Below are 17,682 nucleotides of genomic sequence, written 5' to 3'. Positions count from 1 at the left end.
GGAAGGGTCCTCGGGTCCGCCTCCCCGCACGCGAGGCGATGGAGGATCACGGTCCCCTCCTCGATGGCTCCCCGGACGGCCGGCCGCCTCCCACCTCTGGCCGGGCGGAGCCGAAACCTCGGAGGGGTGCCGCCCGAACCCTGCGGGTCCGACGTGATCAGGAAGCGAGGTTTCCAGCTGTTCCCTCGACGTCCTTGACGAACACCATGCCGTCGCTGCCCGCCAAGTGGGCCGGGTCGAGCGGGGCGTAGCCGAACCAGGGCGATGTGCGGTGCGCGGGCCGCACACCCCCGAGGGCGGTGACCAGTCGGTGGGTGTCGACGACGAAGTGGTCCTCGGCAAGCGTGTACAGGATGCCTTCGACGGTGTCCGGCGGCGGCACGTCCACTTCCTGGTGCCGGATCGTACCGAGGGCCGTGGCCACGAAGGCGTACGCGTCCCCGAGTTCGGCGCTCACCAGCGCACCGGCGCTCCACCACTCCAGCGGCTTCCCGTCCATCCGCATCGAGCTCTTCTCCCGCTGGAGATGGGCGTTGTGGGCATGGACGAATACCGGTCCCCGTTCGGCGAGGGCGAACAGGTTGTCTGCCATCATCCGGTCGCGTACGCCGACCAGCCGGGCCAGGCGGCCGGGCGAGGTGTCGGCCATCCAGGAGTGGTACCGCAGCAGGCCGGCCGCAGTGCGCCCGTAGAGGCGTGCCCTCTCGCGGTCCTCGCCCGAGGTCGTCGTGATCAGGTGCGGCATCTGTTCGTCGAGCAGCGCCACCAGGTCGTCGGCGAGCAGCCGCAGCCGGGCGGCGTCGGCGGACCGCCCCACGGACCGCGAGGGGTCCCTCATCGCGGCGGGTTCCGTCCACCGGTCGTCGGCTCCGAGGAGGCGGTCGAGCGATTGCGCCGTGCAGGGGAGCAGGTCCGTGTCCACCCCGGCCCGGACGAGGTAGTCGTGGAGTGCCGTGAGGGCCTGCCTCGGACTCGCGGCGCCGGCGATCTCCAGCGGGCCGTCGAAACCGGCGAAGCGGACCTGGTCGGAGGCGGGCCTGCCGTCGTTGTGGGCGCGCATCCAGCGCACCAAGTCGCGGTTGGCCGCGAAGGCGGCCCAGCCGTGGCTGATTCCGTGCTCCATGACGTCGTCGAGAGTGCCGGTGCCCGCGGTGACGTAGTCGTCCACCATCAGGCCCCTCAGACAGTCACTCTCGATCGCGATCGTCCGGTAGCCCTCCTGCTCGACAAGCTGCCGGAAGAGTTCGTTACGCAGGCCGAGCAGGGCGTCCTCGCCGTGGGTGGGCTCGCCGAGGGCGAGCAGCCGGGGGCGGGCCGGGAGGAGTCCCATGACGGCGGAGGCCCCGAAGGAGTGGACTGCGTCCTTGATGTCAGTAGCCATGCCCTCAACGGTATCGTTGAAGCCTCGTTTGAAACTTTTTCGCGGAGCAGCCGTAATGTGGGCAGGAAAGTGAGTCAAAACCTTCAAAGCGGTGAGCGGCTCAGGCCGGTTGACCTGGCGCGCGGGCACGGCCTGTCCACGCAGGCCGTCCGGAACTACGAGGCGGCCGGCATCCTCCCGGCCGCCGCTCGCACCGCCCACGGCTACCGCACGTACACCTCTCTGCACGCGGGAGCCCTCGGCGCGTTCCTCGCCCTGGTGCCGGGTCACGGTCACCCGACGGCGACGGCCGTCATGCAGGCCGTGAACCGGAGCGCGGCCGACGAGGCGTTCCGCCTCATCGACGAGAGTCACGCCCAGCTCCTCGACGACCGCCGAACCCTCCAGGCCGTGGAGAAGGCCCTGCGCGACCTGGACCCCGCCGAGGCGGCGGACCTCGGCCCGGTGTCCCCTACGGCTCCGGCGCCCAGGCCAGGCCGCACGTTCATCGGACCGCTGGCGGAGCGGCTCGGCCTCCGGCCGGCGACACTGCGCGCGTGGGAGCGCGCCGGGCTGGTCCGCCCGCACCGCGACCCGCAGACCGGGTACCGCGTGTACGACGATGCCGACGTCCGGGATGCCCGGCTGGCCCACCAACTGCGGCGGGGCGGCTACCGGTTGGAGCAGATCGCCCCACTGATCGCCCAGGTCCGGACGGCCGGGGGGCTGGAGCCGCTGGAGGCCGCACTGCACGACTGGCACGCCCGGCTGTCGGCCCGGGGGCGGGCGATGCTGGCCGGGGCCGCCGAGCTGGAGGCGTACCTGCGCCGGTGTGGATGAGGCACCGATGACCGGGGCGTGCCCGGCTGACGGGTTCCGGACGAGTCAGCTCGCCTTCGGTCCGACACGTCAGGGCGTCGCGTCGTGGTTTCTCCGGGCGGGGCACCGGGCGGGACGGCGCCGGCCCGCCACTTCGGCCGGTCAGCCCGCTGCCGCGCTCCGCCGGACCCACGCCCGCGCGCACCCGTGGTTCCGCTCCGCCTTCGCCGTCCGCGTACCGAATCCGTCCGATGTCTTGACGTGCCCCTGACTGAATGGCTTCATGGGAGCGCGCAAATATGGGAGCGCTCCCACGCAGTTGCGGAACGTCTGTCGATGCTCAGCTCTCGATCCCGCCCACTCCCTGGAGCCGCAGTGAGAACAGCAAGAAGTACGGCGAAGAACCCCGCGCGCAAGAGTCCCGTCACCGTCCTCCTGACCGCCCTCGTCACCCTCCTCGGGCTCCTCGCCCTCGGCGGTCTCACCCCCGCGCAGGCCGCCACCGCCGCCGCCACCGGGCTGCACATCAGCGACGGACGGCTCGTCGAGGGCAACGGCAACGACTTCGTCATGCGCGGGGTCAACCACGCCCACACCTGGTACCCGGGCGAGACCCAGTCACTGGCCGACATCAAGGCCACCGGCGCCAACACCGTCCGCGTCGTCCTCTCCGACGGGTTCCGCTGGAGCAAGAACAGCCCCGCCGACGTGGCCGCCGTCATCGCTCAGTGCAAGGCCAACCGGCTCATCTGCGTACTCGAGGTGCACGACACCACGGGGTACGGGGAGGACTCCGCAGCCGGCACGCTCGATCACGCCGCCGACTACTGGATCAGCCTGAAGGACGTCCTCGCGGGCCAGGAGGACTACGTCATCATCAACATCGGCAACGAGCCCTGGGGCAACACCGACCCCGCCGGGTGGACCGCACCCACGACCGCCGCGATCCAGAAGCTGCGCGCCGCCGGGTTCGCGCACACGATCATGGTGGACGCCCCCAACTGGGGCCAGGACTGGCAGGGCGTCATGCGGGACAACGCCCAGGCCGTGTACGACGCCGACACCACCGGCAACCTGATCTTCTCGATCCACATGTACAGCGTCTACAACACCGCCCAGAAGGTCACCGACTACCTCGACGCCTTCGTCAACGCCGGACTGCCGCTGGTCATCGGGGAGTTCGGGGGCCCTGCCGACCAGTACGGCGACCCGGACGAGGACACCATGATGGCCAAGGCCGAGCAGCTGAAGCTCGGCTACATCGCCTGGTCCTGGAGCGGCAACACCGACCCGATCCTCGACCTGACGATCGGCTTCGATCCCACGAAGCTCAGCTCCTGGGGTGAGCGCATCTTCCACGGTGCCAACGGCATCGCGCAGACCTCCCGCGAGGCGACCGTCTACGGCGGCGCCTCCGCGGACACCGAGGCCCCGACCGCTCCGGGCGCCCCGGCCGCCTCCGCGGTGACGGACACCTCCGCCTCCCTGACCTGGACCGCGTCGTCCGACAACGTTGCCGTAGCCGGATACGACGTCGTCCGCGTCAGCGGGACCTCCGAGACCACCGTGGCCGCCTCCGCCACCAACAGCGTCTCCGTCAGCGGCCTCACCGCCGACACCGCGTACACGTTCGCCGTGTACGCCCGTGACGCGGCAGGAAACCGTTCGGCTCGCTCGGCCACGGTGAGCGTCACCACGGACGAGGGCGGCAGCACGCCAGGGGTCGGCTGCTCCGTCGGCTACCGGGTCGTCGGCCAGTGGCAGGGCGGCTTCCAGGGTGAGATCACCATCCGCAACACCGGCACCACCACCATCGACGGCTGGACGCTGGGCTTCACCTTCGCCAACGGCCAGACCGTCACCAACATGTGGGGCGGAACCCCCACTCAGACCGGCGGTTCGGTGAGCGTCGCCCCGGCGTCGTACACCTCGTCGATCGCCGCGAACGGCTCGGTCACCGTCGGCTTCACCGGCGTTCAGACCGGTACGAACGCCGCCCCGGCCGCCTTCACCCTCAGCGGCGCGGCCTGCGCCGCCGCATGAGACGAAGCGCGGCCGCGTAGTGGTGTGAAGCAAGTGACGCCGTGAGGCCGGCCGGTGGAGGCCAACGACTCCGCCGGCCGGTCAGTCGTCGTCGGTGACGGTGAGCTTGATGCTGGTCGTGGCGCGCTCGTACGTCAGGAACAGCACCCCGCTGTCCAGGACCTTGTGGTCCGCGAGCGTCCACTCGTCCGGGAGGAACTCGGCCTTGCCGGAGAAGAGCGGGATGCCCGATCCGATCGTCACGGGGCTCAGCTTGATGATCAGCGTGCTGATCTCGGAGTACAGGGAGCCCGCCAGCTCACCGCCTCCCACCAGCCAGATGTCCTTGCCCTCCTCCTCCTTCAACTCCCGCACCCGAGCGACCGGATCGGTGGCGACGATCTCGACGGCCGGGTCGGGACTCTCGCCCAGCGTCCGCGAGAACACGAGGTGCCGCAGATGCGGGTAGGCGTCACTCACGCCGGCCTTGAGGCCGATCTCGTAGGAGCGGCGCCCCTCGACGACGGTGTCGAAGTGTGTGCCCTCCGCCGTGATGGAGAGCGCGGCGCGCGCCGGGCCGGGGAGGGTTTCCGGGTACTCGGCGATCAGGTGCCCGACGTAGTCCTCCGGGATCGGCCAGAATCCGTCCGGTCCGGAGGGATCGGCGCCGTCCGGCCCGGCGATGAAGCCGTCGAGGGTGGAGGCGATGTAGTACACGAGCTTGCGCACGAAGGGCCTTTCGTCGGTGGCCGGCCGCCGCTGCGTCGGCAGCCATCGGGTCATGATCAAGCAGGCGTTCACGCCGTGCAACGGGAACGGCGCCTTCCGCCCGGCCCGGAGCGAGGGCCCGGGACTCGAAGAGCCCGCGGGGCAGGGGTCCGTGGAATCAGCCGGAAGAGCCGCAGCGCCCGGCCGCCGTGGTCGGCACTTGCGCAGAGCGGGACCGCACGGCCCGTGGCTGCGCGACGGGCGGCGGCCGAGGGCGGCCTGACCGGCATCGTCACGGGGTATCCCGCCCCAGCGTACGACCCCCTGAGAACCGGCCTCCTGGAAGTCGGGTCCTGTGCCGTTCAGGATTTGGATAGGGTGCCGTGTCGACAGCAGCGCTCTCCGGGGGAGTTACGAGTTCATGAGCGGTCAGCAGCCACAGCGCGGCAGCGCCTCCCAGGTCTTCCAGCCACTCGCGGCCGACGACCCGGTCACCATCGCGGGGTACCGTCTCGCCGCCAAGCTCGGCGCGGGCGGCATGGGAAAGGTGTACCTGTCGTACACGCCCGGCGGGCGGCCCGTCGCCATCAAGGTCATCCGGCCCGAGTTCGGCGAAGACCCCGAATTCCGGCGGCGGTTCGCGCAGGAGGTGCAGTCCGCGCAGCGTGTGCAGGGGCTGTTCACCGCGCCCGTCATCGACGCCGACACCAAGGGCGCGCAGCCGTGGCTCGCCACCGCGTACGTGCCGGGGCCCTCGCTCGCCGACGCGGTCGTCGCGCACGGGGCGTTGCCGGTCGAGGCCGTGCTGCTGCTGATCGCCGGCATGGCGGAGGCGCTGCACGTCATCCACGGGGCGGGCATCGTGCACCGCGACCTCAAGCCGTCGAACGTGCTGCTCGCCGCGGACGGGCCGCGCGTCATCGACTTCGGCATCGCGTACGCGGCCGACGCGACCTCGCTCACCGGCAGCGGCGTCACCATCGGCACGCCGTCGTTCATGGCCCCGGAGCAGGCCGCGGGCCGCCGGGTCACTCCGGCCACCGACATCTTCGCGCTCGGTCAGGTCGCGGCGTACGCGGCCACGGGGTCCCCGGCCTTCGGTGAGGGGACCTCGCACGGGGTGCTCTACCGGATCGTCCACGAGGAGCCGGACCTCACCGGTGTCCCGGAACGGCTGATGGAGCTCGTCGGCCGTTGCCTGGCCAAGGACGCGGAGGCCAGGCCCTCGGTCGCCGAGGTCATCGCGCTGTGCCAGACCGCGAACGCGGAGACGGTGCTACGGCGCCCCGAGGACTGGCTGCCGAGCCCGGTGGCCGCCGACATCACCGTACGGGCGGCCGCCCCGGCCCCGGTCCAGACGCCGCCGCCCCCGGCCGCCGCCCCCACCGTGGCCCCGTCGGTCGGCTATTCGCCCACGACGCCGGCAGCCCCGAGCACCCCGCCCCCGGGGTACGGCCCGCCGGTCACGCCGGCGCCCGGCCAGTCGCCGCAGGGTCCGCACACCCCGTATCCGCTTCAGGCGCAGGCGCCGCAGACCGCGCAGTCGTATCCGTCGGCTCAGGCGCACACCCCGGCGCCGGTCCCCACCCCGTACCCGGCGCAGGCCCAGACGTACCCCGGGCACTTCCCGCCCCAGGGGCCCGCGGCTCCCCAGCCCGCGAAGCGGCGCGGTGGCCGGGTCGCCGCCATCGCGATCGCCGTCGCGCTCGTTCTCGGCATCGCGGGTGGCGGGACGGCGTACTTCCTGCTCAAGGACGAAGGGAAGTCGTCGCAGAGCAACGAGTCGCCCAAGGGTGGCAGCACCCCGAAGCAGGGGAGTTCATCGTCGCCGGGTACGGACGAGGTCAGCTCGGACCCCGCGACGGATCCGACGCCGTCCGGCAAGGCCGATCCCGAGCCTGCCGACTTCACGGGCATCAACCTCACGGCCGGCTACCACCTGACGCTCGGGGACCAGGACGTCCGGCCCCAGGACGGCGAGGACGACGGGTACGAACTCGCCTACGACACGGGCGGCTATCTCGACGCGGAGAGCGACGGCGGGCGTCTGGTCCTGCTCGACCCGGGCCAGGAGGGGTCACTGGCCACCTGCCGCTCGGAGACCCGCTTCACCAGCAACATCTACGTGGACAAGCTCTCCAAGGGGCGGCAGGTCTGCATCACGACGGGCACGGGGCACCTGGGGCTCCTGACCTACCAGGGCCACTCCCCGGAGGACTCGCCCAGTGACTACATGACGATCGACCTGACCGTCTGGCGCAACGCGACCGGCTGACCGGTCTCACCCGGGGAGGCAGTTGGGGCGGGGGCCCGACTGCCTCCCCGCCCGGCGCGGCCACCACCTCGCAGAGGTAGCTTGCGGGCATGCCCTCACCGATCCGGCTCGTGCCGGTCACGTCCGACAACGTCGAAGCTGCTTGCGCCCTCACCGTCCGGCCCGACCAGAGCGGACTCGTGAAGCCCGTCGCCTGGTCGCTGGCCCAGGCCTACACCACCCCCGAGACCGCGTGGCCACGGCTGATCGCCGACGGTGAGACGCTCGTGGGCTTCGTCATGGCCTTCCTCGACGTGCGGTTCAACCCCGGGAAGCCCGATGACCCGCTGCGTTCCGGGCTCTGGCGGCTGAACATCGCCGCCGCGGAGCAAGGCCGCGGATACGGGCGGTTCGCCGTCGGGGCCGTCAACGACGAGTTGCGGCGACGCGGAAGCACCCGTACGACCGTCTCGTACGTACCCGGTGTGTACGGCCCCGAGGAGTTCTACCGCAAGCTCGGCTTCCGCCCGACCGGCGAGCTGAGTGGCGACCAGGTGGTCGCGGAGCTCGAACTGGCCTAAGGGCTGTCCCTCAACGGTAGTCCTCCGGGTGCCCCTGCATCCAGGTGTTGATGCGGTCGCGCGTGCCGATCAGGTCGTCAGAGTGCTTCTCCAGGTTGGCCGTCGAGCTGTCGCCGGCCAGCTTCTTGCGCAGGGTGTTCAGCCATCCCAAGGGTTCCTTGAAGTGGTCCGGGCGAGCACTGTCCGCCTTCATCGCCTGGTCCAGGCCGTCCAGTTCCTCGTTCACCCGTCCCAGGACGTAGGCGCAGTCCCCGGCGCCGGGGGTGCAGCTGTCGTCGAGTGTGGCCTGGAGGCCGGCGAAGGCGTCGCGTACGTCCTCCGGTCCGTTCAGTTTCGCCGCCCGCTCCGCGTTGGCGTCGGCAGCCGCCGCGGCCGCCGCCGACGCCTCGGCCTTCTCCACCCCTACGGCCGCCGCCGACGCGTCCACCGACGGTGCCACGTAGGGGACGTCGCCCCCGGGGCCCTGCGTCGTACTGGCCTCGGTGCAGCCGGCCAGGGCCGCCACCAGAGCGGCGGACGTCAACGCCAGTGCGGCGGTGGCTGTGCGGAAGCGGAAGTGGACGGACATGTGAGGCCCCCCTCGTCGGTTGGCCGAGACCATACCCGCGACGGGTCAGCCGTGGATCAGCCCGTGATCAGTTTCTGGAGCGCCGGCGCGTACAGGTCCGCGATGCGCTCCGGCGTCGCGGACGCCCCCGCGCCCTCGCGGTGGAGGCTGAGGGTCGCGCCCAGGCCCAGGAGGAGGCCGGCCAGGAGTTCGGCGCGCAGGGCGCGGTCGGGGCCGGGGAGGCGGGCGGTCAGGGCGTCGGTGACCTGTTCGTGGAAGCGGTCGCGGAGCAGGGAGCGTTCGTCCTGGTTGCCGAGGGAGAACACGACGCGCAGGAGCGGGTCCGACTTGAGTGCGCGGCGGTGCGTCACCAGCGTGATGACCATGTGGCGGCCCAGGACGTCCAGCGGGGCGTCGAAGAGTTCCGCGGCCGCCGGGCCGAAGTCGGCCACGGTGTTGAAGAGTTCTTCCTTGCGGCCGAAGTGCTTGACCACGAGGGACGGGCTCACTCCGGCGTCCGCGGCGATCTTGCGGATCGTCACCTCGGCGTACGGGCGCTGGGTGAACGCCCTTCGTGCGGCGCGCAGGATCGCGTCCCGGCCGCTGCCCGCCTCCGCGGGAACGACGGGGGCGACGGGGGCCGCCGCGATGGCCTGGCCGCCGGTCATGCGCCCTCCTGGAGTTCTGCCGTCCGCACACCCTCCTTACGGGTGTCCGGCGCCTTGCGGCTCTCCTCGACCGTACCCGCCCCGGCCTGCCTGCCGCCCGGCAGGAACAGCGTGACGGCCAGCGCCGCGAGGGCCGTGCCCGCCGCGATGACGAAGACCAGCTGGTACGCGTGGAGGGTGGGCGCGGTCCTGCCGCCCGCCTGGAAGGTGATGTTGGCCAGGACTGCGGCGACCGTCGCACTGCAGAAGGCCTGCCCGATCGACCGCATGAGGGTGTTCAGCCCGTTGGCCGCGCCGGTCTCGCTCACCGGGACGCCGCGCATCACGAGCGCGGGAAGGGCGGAGTAGGCGATGGCCGTACCCGAGGCGACGACCGTGGCGCCCGCGATGATCAGCCACAGGCTGTGACTGGTGAAGTACCGCAGCCCGTAGCCGACCGCCATGACCCCGGCCGCCAGCGCGAGGCTGACCTTCGGGCCGTGCTTGGCCGATATCCGCGCCGAGACGGGTGACAGCGCCACCATCGCGACCCCGCCGGGCAGCAGGCACAGTCCGCTGACGACGAGCGAGGCGCCGAGTCCGTACCCCGTGGCCCGCGGCTCCTGCACCATCTGCGCGGTGACCAGCGAGTTCGCGTAGAACGCGAAGCCGATCAGCAGCGCCGCGATGTTGGTGAGCAGGACGGCCGGCCGCGCCGAGACCCTCAGGTCGACCATGGGCGTCTGCACGCGGAGCTCGTACGCGCCCCAGAGCAGTGCCACGACCACGGCCGTCGCGAGCAGACCGACGGTCCGCGCCGAGCCCCAGCCCCAGTCGGCGCCCTGGGTGACCGCGAGCAGCAGGCACACCAGGGCGGCGGACAGGCCCAGTGCGCCGAGCGCGTCGAAGCGGCCGCGGGTACGCAAGGGGGATTCCGGTACACAGCGCAGCACCAGCGCGATGTCGATGAGGCCGATCACCCCGGAGACCCAGAACATCGTGTGCCAGTCGAAGTTCTCCACGACGAGCGCGGCGACCGGAAGACCGATGGCGGCGCCGATCCCGAGCGTCGAGCTCATCAGGGCAACGGCGGACAGGACCCGCTCGGGCGGCAGTTCGTCACGCAGGATGCTGATGCCCAGCGGTACGACGGCGATCGCGGCCCCTTGCAGGGCGCGGCCGGTGATCAGTACCCCGATGTGGGAACTGACCGCGCACAGGACCGAGCCCACGACCAGCACCGTGAGCGAGCCCACCAGCACCCGGCGCTTGCCGTACATGTCGCCCACCCGGCCGAGGACGGGGGTGAAGACCGCGCCGGTGAGGAGCGTGACGGTGACCAGCCAGCTCGCGGCGGCGGGGGTTGCGCCGGTCAGCTCGGGGATGTGCGGGAGCAGCGGCACGACGATGGTCTGCATGACCGCGACGACGACCCCGCAGAAGGCGAGCACGCCGACGGCGAAGCGGGGGTGCGGGGGCCGGACTTCGGGGGTCGCGGGGGCGGCTGGGGCCGGTACGTCCGCGGGCATGTGTCTCCGTACGGGGCTCGGCTGGCGGAAAACAAGGGGGTGCACGTCTGTTCACCCCCAGGGTAAACGTTTGTGCACCCCCTCGGCCACGGGAAGGCGGATCGCCGCGTTAGCCTCGGAGCCGAAAGCCGGTACGGGCGGACTTGCCGCGTGTCCGGTGACGATCTACGAGAAGGCTGAGGTGGCTGCGATGGCGAAGGTTCCGGCAGCGGCGGTGGCGGCAGGCGGACTGGTCGGCGGCTACGCCGTCGCACGATGGACCAGGAAGCGGCCGCTCGGCGGGGTCGCGCTCGCCGCAGCGGGAGGCGCCGCCGCGTACGAGTGGAACCGGCAGGCCGGGCCGCGCGCCGCAGCCGCCCTGACCACCGCCTATGTGGCCGCCTTCGCGGGATCGCACCCGCTCGCGAAGAAGGTCGGTGCCTGGCCCGCGGTGTTCACCGTGGCGGGCGCCGTGGCCGCGGCGTCGTGGGTCGTCACGCGTCGCGCGGCCTGAGCGGAAGCTTCCCGCCCGCCCGGAAACTCTCTCGGCGCGGGGTGAACGCGGGCGGCGCGGGGCGCGTATTCATGGGCACTCCCCCGCGTAACCCGGGTGCGTATCCGAACGAATCGACAGGGCGGATACGCACCCGGCCCCCGGGGCGGCTCCCAGGGCTGACCCGCGGTCCACGGCGGGCGCACGACGGCGGCCACGGCACCTCGCCGCGTTGCCGGAACGCCCTGATCCATCCCGTGGGCGGGCGTCCCTCCGCCTTGCGATGCAGCGCATCCGTGGCCGCGCGCTGATCCGCCAGGCATCGCGGCCCAGCCCTCAGCCTCCGAACGCCCGCGACACCGAATAGATCGCCAGGCCCGCCAGCGCGCCCACCACCGTGCCGTTGATCCGGATGAACTGCAGGTCACGGCCGATGTGCGCCTCGATCTTCTTCGACGTCTGGTCGGCGTCCCAGCCGGCCACCGTGTCACTGATCAGCGACGTGATCTCCTCTCGGTACGTCGTCACGACGTACACCGCCGCGTCTTCCACCCAGCCCTCCAGCTTCGCCTGGAGCCGCCCGTCCGTCGCCAGCCTCGCGCCCAGCGCCATCAGAGAGGCGCGGGCCCGCAGCCGCAACTCGCTCCGCTCGTCCTCCGCCGCCGCGATCACCATCGTGCGCACGGACGACCAGGCCGAGGCGATGACGTCCTGGACCTCGCCGCGTCCCAGGATCTCCGACTTCAGCCGCTCGACCCGGGCCCTGGTCTCCGAATCCGTCTGGAGATCCGCCGCGAAGTCGGTCAGGAAGGTGTCGATCGAGCCGCGTGCCGGATGCCCCGGCATGTCACGCATCTCGGTGACGAAGCGCAACAGTTCCTTGTAGACCCGCTCGCCCACCCGCTTGTCGACGAACCGCGGCGTCCAGCCCGGCGCGCCGCCCTGCACCGCGTCCATCACCGAATCGCCGTGCTGCACCAGCCAGTCGTGAGCCCGCACACAGACCAGGTCCACCACCTTGCGGTGGCCACCGTCCGCGACGACCTTCTCCAGCATCTTGCCGAGACCGGGGCCGACCTCCGCCGCGTTGGCCCGCCGGGTGATGGCCTCACCGACCACTGCCTGCACATCCGCATCACGCAGCACGGTGAGTGCACCCCGCAGCGCGGTCGACAGCTCGGCCGTGACCCGGTCCGCGTGCTCCGGCTCCGCGAGCCAGGCCCCCAGCCGGCCGCCGATGGCGAGCGAGTGAATTCGGTCACGAACCACCCCGCCCGACAGAAAGTTCTCGCCGACGAAGGAACCGAGTGAGGCCCCGAGCTGGTCCTTCTTCGTGGGAATGATGGCGGTGTGCGGAATCGGCAGACCGAGCGGACGCTTGAAGAGGGCCGTGACGGCGAACCAGTCGGCCAGCGCACCCACCATGCCCGCCTCGGCGGCCGCCGCGACGAAGCCCGGCCAGCCGCCCACCCCTTCGTTCTTCGCCCAGGTGGCGAGGACGTACACCAGCGCGACCAGCAGAAGGAGGCCCGTGGCCGTGGTCTTCATACGGCGTACGCCACGCCGCTTCTCCGCGTCCGCGGCCGTGTACGCGAACGAGGCGAGGGGTGCCGACGGGCGGACGCCCGTCCCCCGCCCCTGCCCTCGCCCCGGGCCGCCCCCGGAGCCGCCCGCGCCCGGGCCGGTGCCCGCCGCCCCGCCGGCCGCCGCGTCCTCGGCCGTGCCTTCGATCCGTTCCATCCGCTCCACCCGTCCGCGTGACCGTCGCCCCCGGCGTCCCGTACGCATTGTGCCTACCTGACCTACTCCCGGGCCGCACGTCGAGTTCCCCGCGCCCTGCCGCATCATGGGTCCGGTCCACCAACGAACGAGGAGACACACCGTCCATGCCCAGGCGTCAGGGGTCCGCCCTGCTCATTGCCCTAGTGACGGGAACCGCCGTGCTCGCCGCCACCGTGGCGTTCGCGAGCTCACTGCTGTTCTCCGGACCCCGGGCCACCACGCCCTCCTCCCCCGGCCCCCAGGGCGTGGCCCGAAACCCCGCCGCACGGGCCCATTCCACCGGCCTCTGGCTCGCCACCTGGGCCGCCGCCCCCGTCGTGGGGGCACTCGAACCGGGCCCGGGCGCCGGCCCGAGTCCGCGCACCATCCGTAACGTCGTGCACACCAGCGTCGGCGGTGACGCCGCCCGCGTCACGCTTTCCAACCTCTTCGGTACGCATCCGCTGCTCCTCGACCAGGTCACCGTGAACGGTTTCCCGGTGACGTTCCGCGGCGCGCCCGCCGTGACCGTCGCCGCCGGCCGGCAGATCGTCAGCGACCCCGTCGGGGTGCCGGTCGCCGCCGACACCGATCTCGTCGTCGCCCTGCGCACTCCCCACGCCCGCGGCCCCGTCACCATCCACCCCAACAGCCACCAGACGTCCTCCGTCGAGGACGCGCGGGGCATCCGGCGCACCACGGACTGGCGCTACCTCACCGCCGTCGACGTGCGGGGCAGGACCGCCGTCGGCACCCTCGTGGCGCTCGGCGACTCCCTCACCGCCGGCAGCGGCTCCACCACCGACACGAACAGCCGCTGGCCCGACGTCCTCGCCGACCGGCTGCACGGCCGGTACGCGGTGGTCAACCAGGGCATCGGCGGCAACCGCCTCCTGCTCGACGGCATCGGACCACGCGCCCTCGACCGCTTCGAACGCGATGTCCTGGGTGTCACCGGCGTGAAGACCGTGGTCATCGCCCTCGGCGTCAACGACATCCAGGCGATCCCCCGGGAGACCGACCCCGCACGGATCACGGACGCCCTGCACGACCTGACCATGCGCGCGCACGCCCGCGGGCTGCGGGTCATCGGCACGACCGTGATGCCGTACGAGGGCTACCGCGCCTGGACCCCCGCCCAGAACGCCGTACGCGCACAGGTCAACGAGACGATCCGGGCCGGCCGGATCTTCGACCAGGTCCTCGACTTCGACCGTGCGGTCCTCGACCCGTCACACCCGGACCGGTTGCAGCCCCGCTACGACTCCGGCGACCACGTCCACCTGACGGACGCCGGCTACCAACGTCTGGGCTCCCTGGCCGACGTGGCCGACCTGCTGCGCACCCGGCCGACGTCGGACGTGCTGTGAGCTGAGCGACGGCGGGGCGTGGCGAAGGCGCCCTACCGGGCGCCGTCGCCCTTCTCCAGCCGCGGGCGCTCCGCGTCCCGCAGACGCTGCTTGTCCGCGTCCCGCAGTCGTTGCTTCTCCGCCCTGCTCCGCTTGCGCTCCACACCGACGCCGCCCATCAGCGCGACGCCGGTGATCCGTACCCGGGGCGCGTCCGGTGCGGGAACCGCCTCGTCCTTGGTGTGCTCACCGAATCCGCCCATGATGCCGATCCCACGGACGTCGACGTTCAGGTCCGGTGGCACCGTCACATGGATGCCGCCCATGATCGTGAAGCAGCGGATGACCACCTCACGGGCCTCGAAATTCGCCTCGCGCAGATCGATGTTGCCGCCGCCCCACATCGCGAACGCGGTGAACGCCCGTCCGACGGTCCAGTTCCCCTGTCGCCGGAACCCGCCCCACAACGCGAAGCCGCCACCCGACGTCGCGGGCTTGCCGATCCGGTCCGACCAGCGCGCCGCCGAGCCCGTCCGGGGCCGGCCCCCGGCCACGGGCGCCGGCGCCGCCCCGAGCGCGGGCAGGTCACGGACGAGTGGTTTCAACTCACCGTGTGTACGGGCCTTGTAGGCGGCGTCGAGGCGCTGCTCGAACTCCTCCATCTCCAACCGGCCCTCGGCCACCGCCTCACGCAGAGTCTCGGCAATTCGTTCACGCTCGGTGTCGGAGGCACGCATATCCGGAAGTTCACTTGTCATACCGAGCAGCCTATTGACCACGTACGTTCACGTCACCGCTCTACAGGCCGGTGGCCGACGCGTACATCTTCGCGATCACGGCCTCGATGTCCGGTTCCCGCACCGAAAGGTCCATCAACGGGTACTCCGCGGCGATCCTCGCCACCAACGGCGCCGCCGAAGCCGACGCCGGGAACGCCAGCCACTGACGCACCCCCTCCACCTTCACCGTGCGCACCAACGGCTCCGACTCCAGTCGGATCGGCGGGAGTTCACGCTCCAGATCCACCACGAGCGTCCGCTCGCTCTCGCCCACCTCGTGCAGGCCGGCAAGCGCGCCGTCGTACATCAGACGGCCGTGGTCGATCACCATCACCCGCTTGCACAACTGCTCGATGTCGGTCAGATCGTGGGTGGTGAGCAGCACCGTGGTACCGCGCTCCGCATTCAAGTCCCGCAGGAAGCCCCGGACCTTGGCCTTCGACACCACATCGAGACCGATCGTCGGCTCGTCCAGGTACAGCACCTCCGGATCATGCAGCAGCGCCGCGGCGATGTCACCGCGCATCCGCTGCCCCAGAGACAACTGACGCACCGGCACGTCCAACAGCGACGCGAGATCGAGGAGTTCGATACAACGGTCCATGTTGGCGCGAAAGCGGCCATCGGGAATCCGGTACATCCGATGGACCAGCCGGTACGAGTCGCGCAGCGGCAGGTCCCACCACAGCGTGGTGCGCTGCCCGAAGACCACACCGATCCGCTGTGCCAGCCTCGTACGCTCACGGGAGGGATCGATGCCCGCCACCCGCAGCGAACCGGCACTCGGGGTGAGGATGCCGGTCAGCATCTTGATCGTCGTCGACTTCCCCGCCCCGTTCGGGCCGATGTAGCCGACCATCTCGCCGCGCGCCACCCGGAAACTGATCCCGTCGACGGCCCGCACCTCCCGCCGTTCGCTGCGCAGGAGGCCCGTCCTGCGGCGGACGTCGAAGACCTTCTCGACACCGTCGAGCTCGATGAAGTCCGTGTCCATGCTCTCTTCCCCTTCTCGCCCGAACCCCGTCAACTTCCCGTACTCCGGTACGCCCGCAGCCCCGCCCGCCACGCCACGCCCGCGACCGCCCAGCACGCGCCCGCCACCAACGGCGGCAGGAACGCCACCCAGTCCGGCAGGCCCAGCGGATAGTCCCGGCCCAGCACGTACAGCGCCGGCAACCAGTTCACGAAGGCCAGCGGAACCACGAACGTCACCCCGCGCACCAGATCCGTCGCGAAGACCGACGGCGGGTACTGGAGCAGCGTGGCACCCCCGTACGTGAAGGAGTTCTGTACCTGCGAGGCGTCCTGCGCGACGAACTGGAACGCCGCCCCCGCCACGAACACCGCAGCGAAGATCGCCGCACCGCTCAGCACCATCAGCGGCACCAGCACCACCTTCGCCACCGTCCAGTCGATGTCCAGCGCCACCAGCGCATAGCCGAACACCAGCAAGCCCTGCGACACCCGCCCCAGCCTGCGCAGCGCGAACCGGTCGGCCGCCACCTGCGCGAGCACCGGGACGGGCCGCACCAGCAGCGTGTCCAGCGTGCCGTCCCGCACCCGGCGCCCCAGCCGGTCCATCGACCCCATCAACAGGTCCGCCAGACCGAACGACGTACCCGCCGCCCCGTACAGAAAGGCGATCTCCGGCAGCGTGAAACCGCCCAGCACGTCGATGTGGGAGAACATCAGCAGGATCGCCACGAAGTCGAACGCCGTCGCCGCGAAGTTCCCGAACGTCGTCATCACGAACGACGCCCGGTAGGCCATCGTCGAACGCAGCCACATCGCCACGATCAGCCCGTACGCCCGCACCCCCTCGACCAGGCGCGACCGGGGAACGAACACCTCCGCGGGCAGCGTCTCCCCCACCACCACCGTCTCGTCCAGCGCCTCAGCCACCCTGGACCACCACCCTCCGCGTCGCCACCGACTGCAGCAGCCGCCCCGCGAGCAGCAGCACCAGCGCCCAGCCCGCCTGGAACACGTACACGCCCACCAGATCCCAGCCCGTGTGCCTGCCCAGGAACACATCGGCCGGCACCTGGAGCAGCGCCGACCACGGCAGCGCCCGCGCCACCTCGCCCAGCAGCCCCGGGAACAGGTTCAGCGGCAGCAGCATCCCCGAGAAGAACATCCCCGCCAGGAACGCCATCTGCGCCGCCCCCGCCCCGTCCAGCAGCCAGAACGCCGACAGCGCGACCAGGTAGCGGATCGCGAAACTCACCACGACACCCAGCGTCACCGCGACCAGGAACGCCAACCAGGTCCCCGGCGACGCGGGCATCGCCAGATCGAAAGCGAGCGAGCCGAAGACCATCGGCACAATGCCCCGCCCCATCAGATGAAAGGCCGCCCGGCCCAAGTCCCCTGCCAGCCACCACAGTTGCAGATCGACCGGCCGGTAGAGATCGACCGCGATATCACCCGTCCGGATCCGCTCGATCAGCTCGTCCTCGAAGCCGCCGCCCATCATCACGCACGTCATCAGCAGCGCCTGCCCCAGCCACACGTACGTGAGCGCCTGCGCCATGTCGTATCCACCGAGCTGCGGACGCTCGTCCCACAGGGCCGCATACGTGTACGCCAGGATGAAACCGAAGACCGTGTTGGTGAAGATCCCCGCGACCGTCTCGATCCGGTACGTGGCATAGCGACGGAACCCGCCCGCCGCCACCACCGCATAGAGCCGCACCACAACCCCCCACGATCGGGGTGCCCCACCGCGTGCGGACACCAAAGCGCAGGAGCCTAGCCCAGCCGGGGCAGCCGCCGCGACCGCTTTACGGAGGTCGATCCGGTAGATATTCCGCAGAAAAGTGCAGTATGGGGGAACTGACCGCGGCCGAGGAGT

General features: G+C 71.3%; 16 protein-coding genes. 6 read left to right on the top strand and 10 right to left on the bottom strand.

What is annotated here, in order from left to right; all coding sequences use genetic code 11:
* Window positions 1–157 precede the first annotated feature (157 nt).
* Entirely contained in the window at window positions 158–1,381 is a 1,224-nt protein-coding gene (locus OG538_RS23355; RefSeq protein ID WP_406096586.1) for an erythromycin esterase family protein, read from the bottom strand.
* Between the two features lie 69 nt (window positions 1,382–1,450).
* Here OG538_RS23355 and OG538_RS23350 point away from each other — a divergent pair, with 69 nt between their 5' ends.
* Complete coding sequence (locus tag OG538_RS23350; RefSeq protein ID WP_406096584.1) at window positions 1,451–2,200, top strand: TioE family transcriptional regulator; 750 nt, start codon at window positions 1,451–1,453, stop codon at window positions 2,198–2,200.
* A 354-nt stretch (window positions 2,201–2,554) separates the two neighbouring features.
* Window positions 2,555–4,222, top strand: coding sequence for a cellulase family glycosylhydrolase (locus OG538_RS23345; RefSeq protein ID WP_406096582.1), 1,668 nt, complete (start codon window positions 2,555–2,557; stop codon window positions 4,220–4,222).
* Window positions 4,223–4,303: 81 nt separating this feature from the next.
* Here the strand turns inward: OG538_RS23345 and OG538_RS23340 are convergent, their stop codons facing one another.
* The gene (locus OG538_RS23340; RefSeq protein WP_406100269.1) at window positions 4,304–4,930 is read right to left on the bottom strand and encodes a dihydrofolate reductase family protein; all 627 of its coding nucleotides are present in this window, start codon (window positions 4,928–4,930) and stop codon (window positions 4,304–4,306) included.
* 400 nt (window positions 4,931–5,330) lie between these two features.
* Between OG538_RS23340 and OG538_RS23335 the strand changes: the two genes are divergently transcribed.
* Both OG538_RS23335 and OG538_RS23330 read left to right on the top strand, forming a co-directional pair.
* The gene (locus tag OG538_RS23335) at window positions 5,331–7,184 is read left to right on the top strand and encodes a serine/threonine-protein kinase (protein ID WP_406096580.1); all 1,854 of its coding nucleotides are present in this window, start codon (window positions 5,331–5,333) and stop codon (window positions 7,182–7,184) included.
* 89 nt (window positions 7,185–7,273) lie between these two features.
* On the top strand, window positions 7,274–7,744 hold the full coding sequence (locus OG538_RS23330) for a GNAT family N-acetyltransferase (protein ID WP_406096578.1): 471 nt from the start codon (window positions 7,274–7,276) through the stop codon (window positions 7,742–7,744).
* A 10-nt stretch (window positions 7,745–7,754) separates the two neighbouring features.
* Here the strand turns inward: OG538_RS23330 and OG538_RS23325 are convergent, their stop codons facing one another.
* Genes OG538_RS23325 through OG538_RS23315 form a run of 3 tightly spaced genes read right to left on the bottom strand, consistent with a single transcriptional unit; the run spans window position 7,755 to window position 10,467 of the window.
* On the bottom strand, window positions 7,755–8,312 hold the full coding sequence (locus OG538_RS23325; protein WP_406096576.1) for a hypothetical protein: 558 nt from the start codon (window positions 8,310–8,312) through the stop codon (window positions 7,755–7,757).
* 56 nt (window positions 8,313–8,368) lie between these two features.
* Entirely contained in the window at window positions 8,369–8,959 is a 591-nt protein-coding gene (locus OG538_RS23320) for a TetR family transcriptional regulator (RefSeq protein WP_406096574.1), read from the bottom strand.
* Complete coding sequence (locus OG538_RS23315; protein WP_406096572.1) at window positions 8,956–10,467, bottom strand: MFS transporter; 1,512 nt, start codon at window positions 10,465–10,467, stop codon at window positions 8,956–8,958. The genes OG538_RS23320 and OG538_RS23315 overlap by 4 nt, the downstream gene beginning before the upstream one ends.
* A gap of 190 nt (window positions 10,468–10,657) precedes the next feature.
* Between OG538_RS23315 and OG538_RS23310 the strand changes: the two genes are divergently transcribed.
* Entirely contained in the window at window positions 10,658–10,960 is a 303-nt protein-coding gene (locus OG538_RS23310; protein ID WP_406096570.1) for a hypothetical protein, read from the top strand.
* A 315-nt stretch (window positions 10,961–11,275) separates the two neighbouring features.
* Here the strand turns inward: OG538_RS23310 and OG538_RS23305 are convergent, their stop codons facing one another.
* Window positions 11,276–12,679 carry a DUF445 domain-containing protein gene (locus OG538_RS23305; protein ID WP_406096569.1) on the bottom strand — a complete coding sequence of 468 codons (1,404 nt, stop codon included), beginning with the start codon at window positions 12,677–12,679 and terminating at the stop codon, window positions 11,276–11,278.
* 146 nt (window positions 12,680–12,825) lie between these two features.
* Between OG538_RS23305 and OG538_RS23300 the strand changes: the two genes are divergently transcribed.
* Window positions 12,826–14,070 (top strand): SGNH/GDSL hydrolase family protein, encoded by a 1,245-nt coding sequence (locus OG538_RS23300; protein ID WP_406096567.1) that lies wholly within the window; start codon window positions 12,826–12,828, stop codon window positions 14,068–14,070.
* Between the two features lie 32 nt (window positions 14,071–14,102).
* Here the strand turns inward: OG538_RS23300 and OG538_RS23295 are convergent, their stop codons facing one another.
* From OG538_RS23295 to OG538_RS23280, 4 genes are all read right to left on the bottom strand, one after another.
* Window positions 14,103–14,786, bottom strand: a complete 684-nt coding sequence (locus OG538_RS23295; RefSeq protein ID WP_406100268.1) for a DUF1707 domain-containing protein — start codon at window positions 14,784–14,786, stop codon at window positions 14,103–14,105.
* 61 nt (window positions 14,787–14,847) lie between these two features.
* Complete coding sequence (locus tag OG538_RS23290) at window positions 14,848–15,822, bottom strand: ATP-binding cassette domain-containing protein (RefSeq protein WP_406096565.1); 975 nt, start codon at window positions 15,820–15,822, stop codon at window positions 14,848–14,850.
* A 29-nt stretch (window positions 15,823–15,851) separates the two neighbouring features.
* Window positions 15,852–16,718 carry an ABC transporter permease gene (locus OG538_RS23285; protein WP_406100267.1) on the bottom strand — a complete coding sequence of 289 codons (867 nt, stop codon included), beginning with the start codon at window positions 16,716–16,718 and terminating at the stop codon, window positions 15,852–15,854.
* A 4-nt stretch (window positions 16,719–16,722) separates the two neighbouring features.
* Window positions 16,723–17,523, bottom strand: coding sequence for an ABC transporter permease (locus OG538_RS23280; RefSeq protein ID WP_406100266.1), 801 nt, complete (start codon window positions 17,521–17,523; stop codon window positions 16,723–16,725).
* Window positions 17,524–17,682 lie beyond the last annotated feature (159 nt).

The organism is Streptomyces sp. NBC_01013 (genome assembly GCF_045162765.1).
Classification (GTDB): Bacteria; Actinomycetota; Actinomycetes; order Streptomycetales; family Streptomycetaceae; genus Streptomyces.
This window is presented reverse-complemented; position numbering and strand designations above follow the sequence as displayed.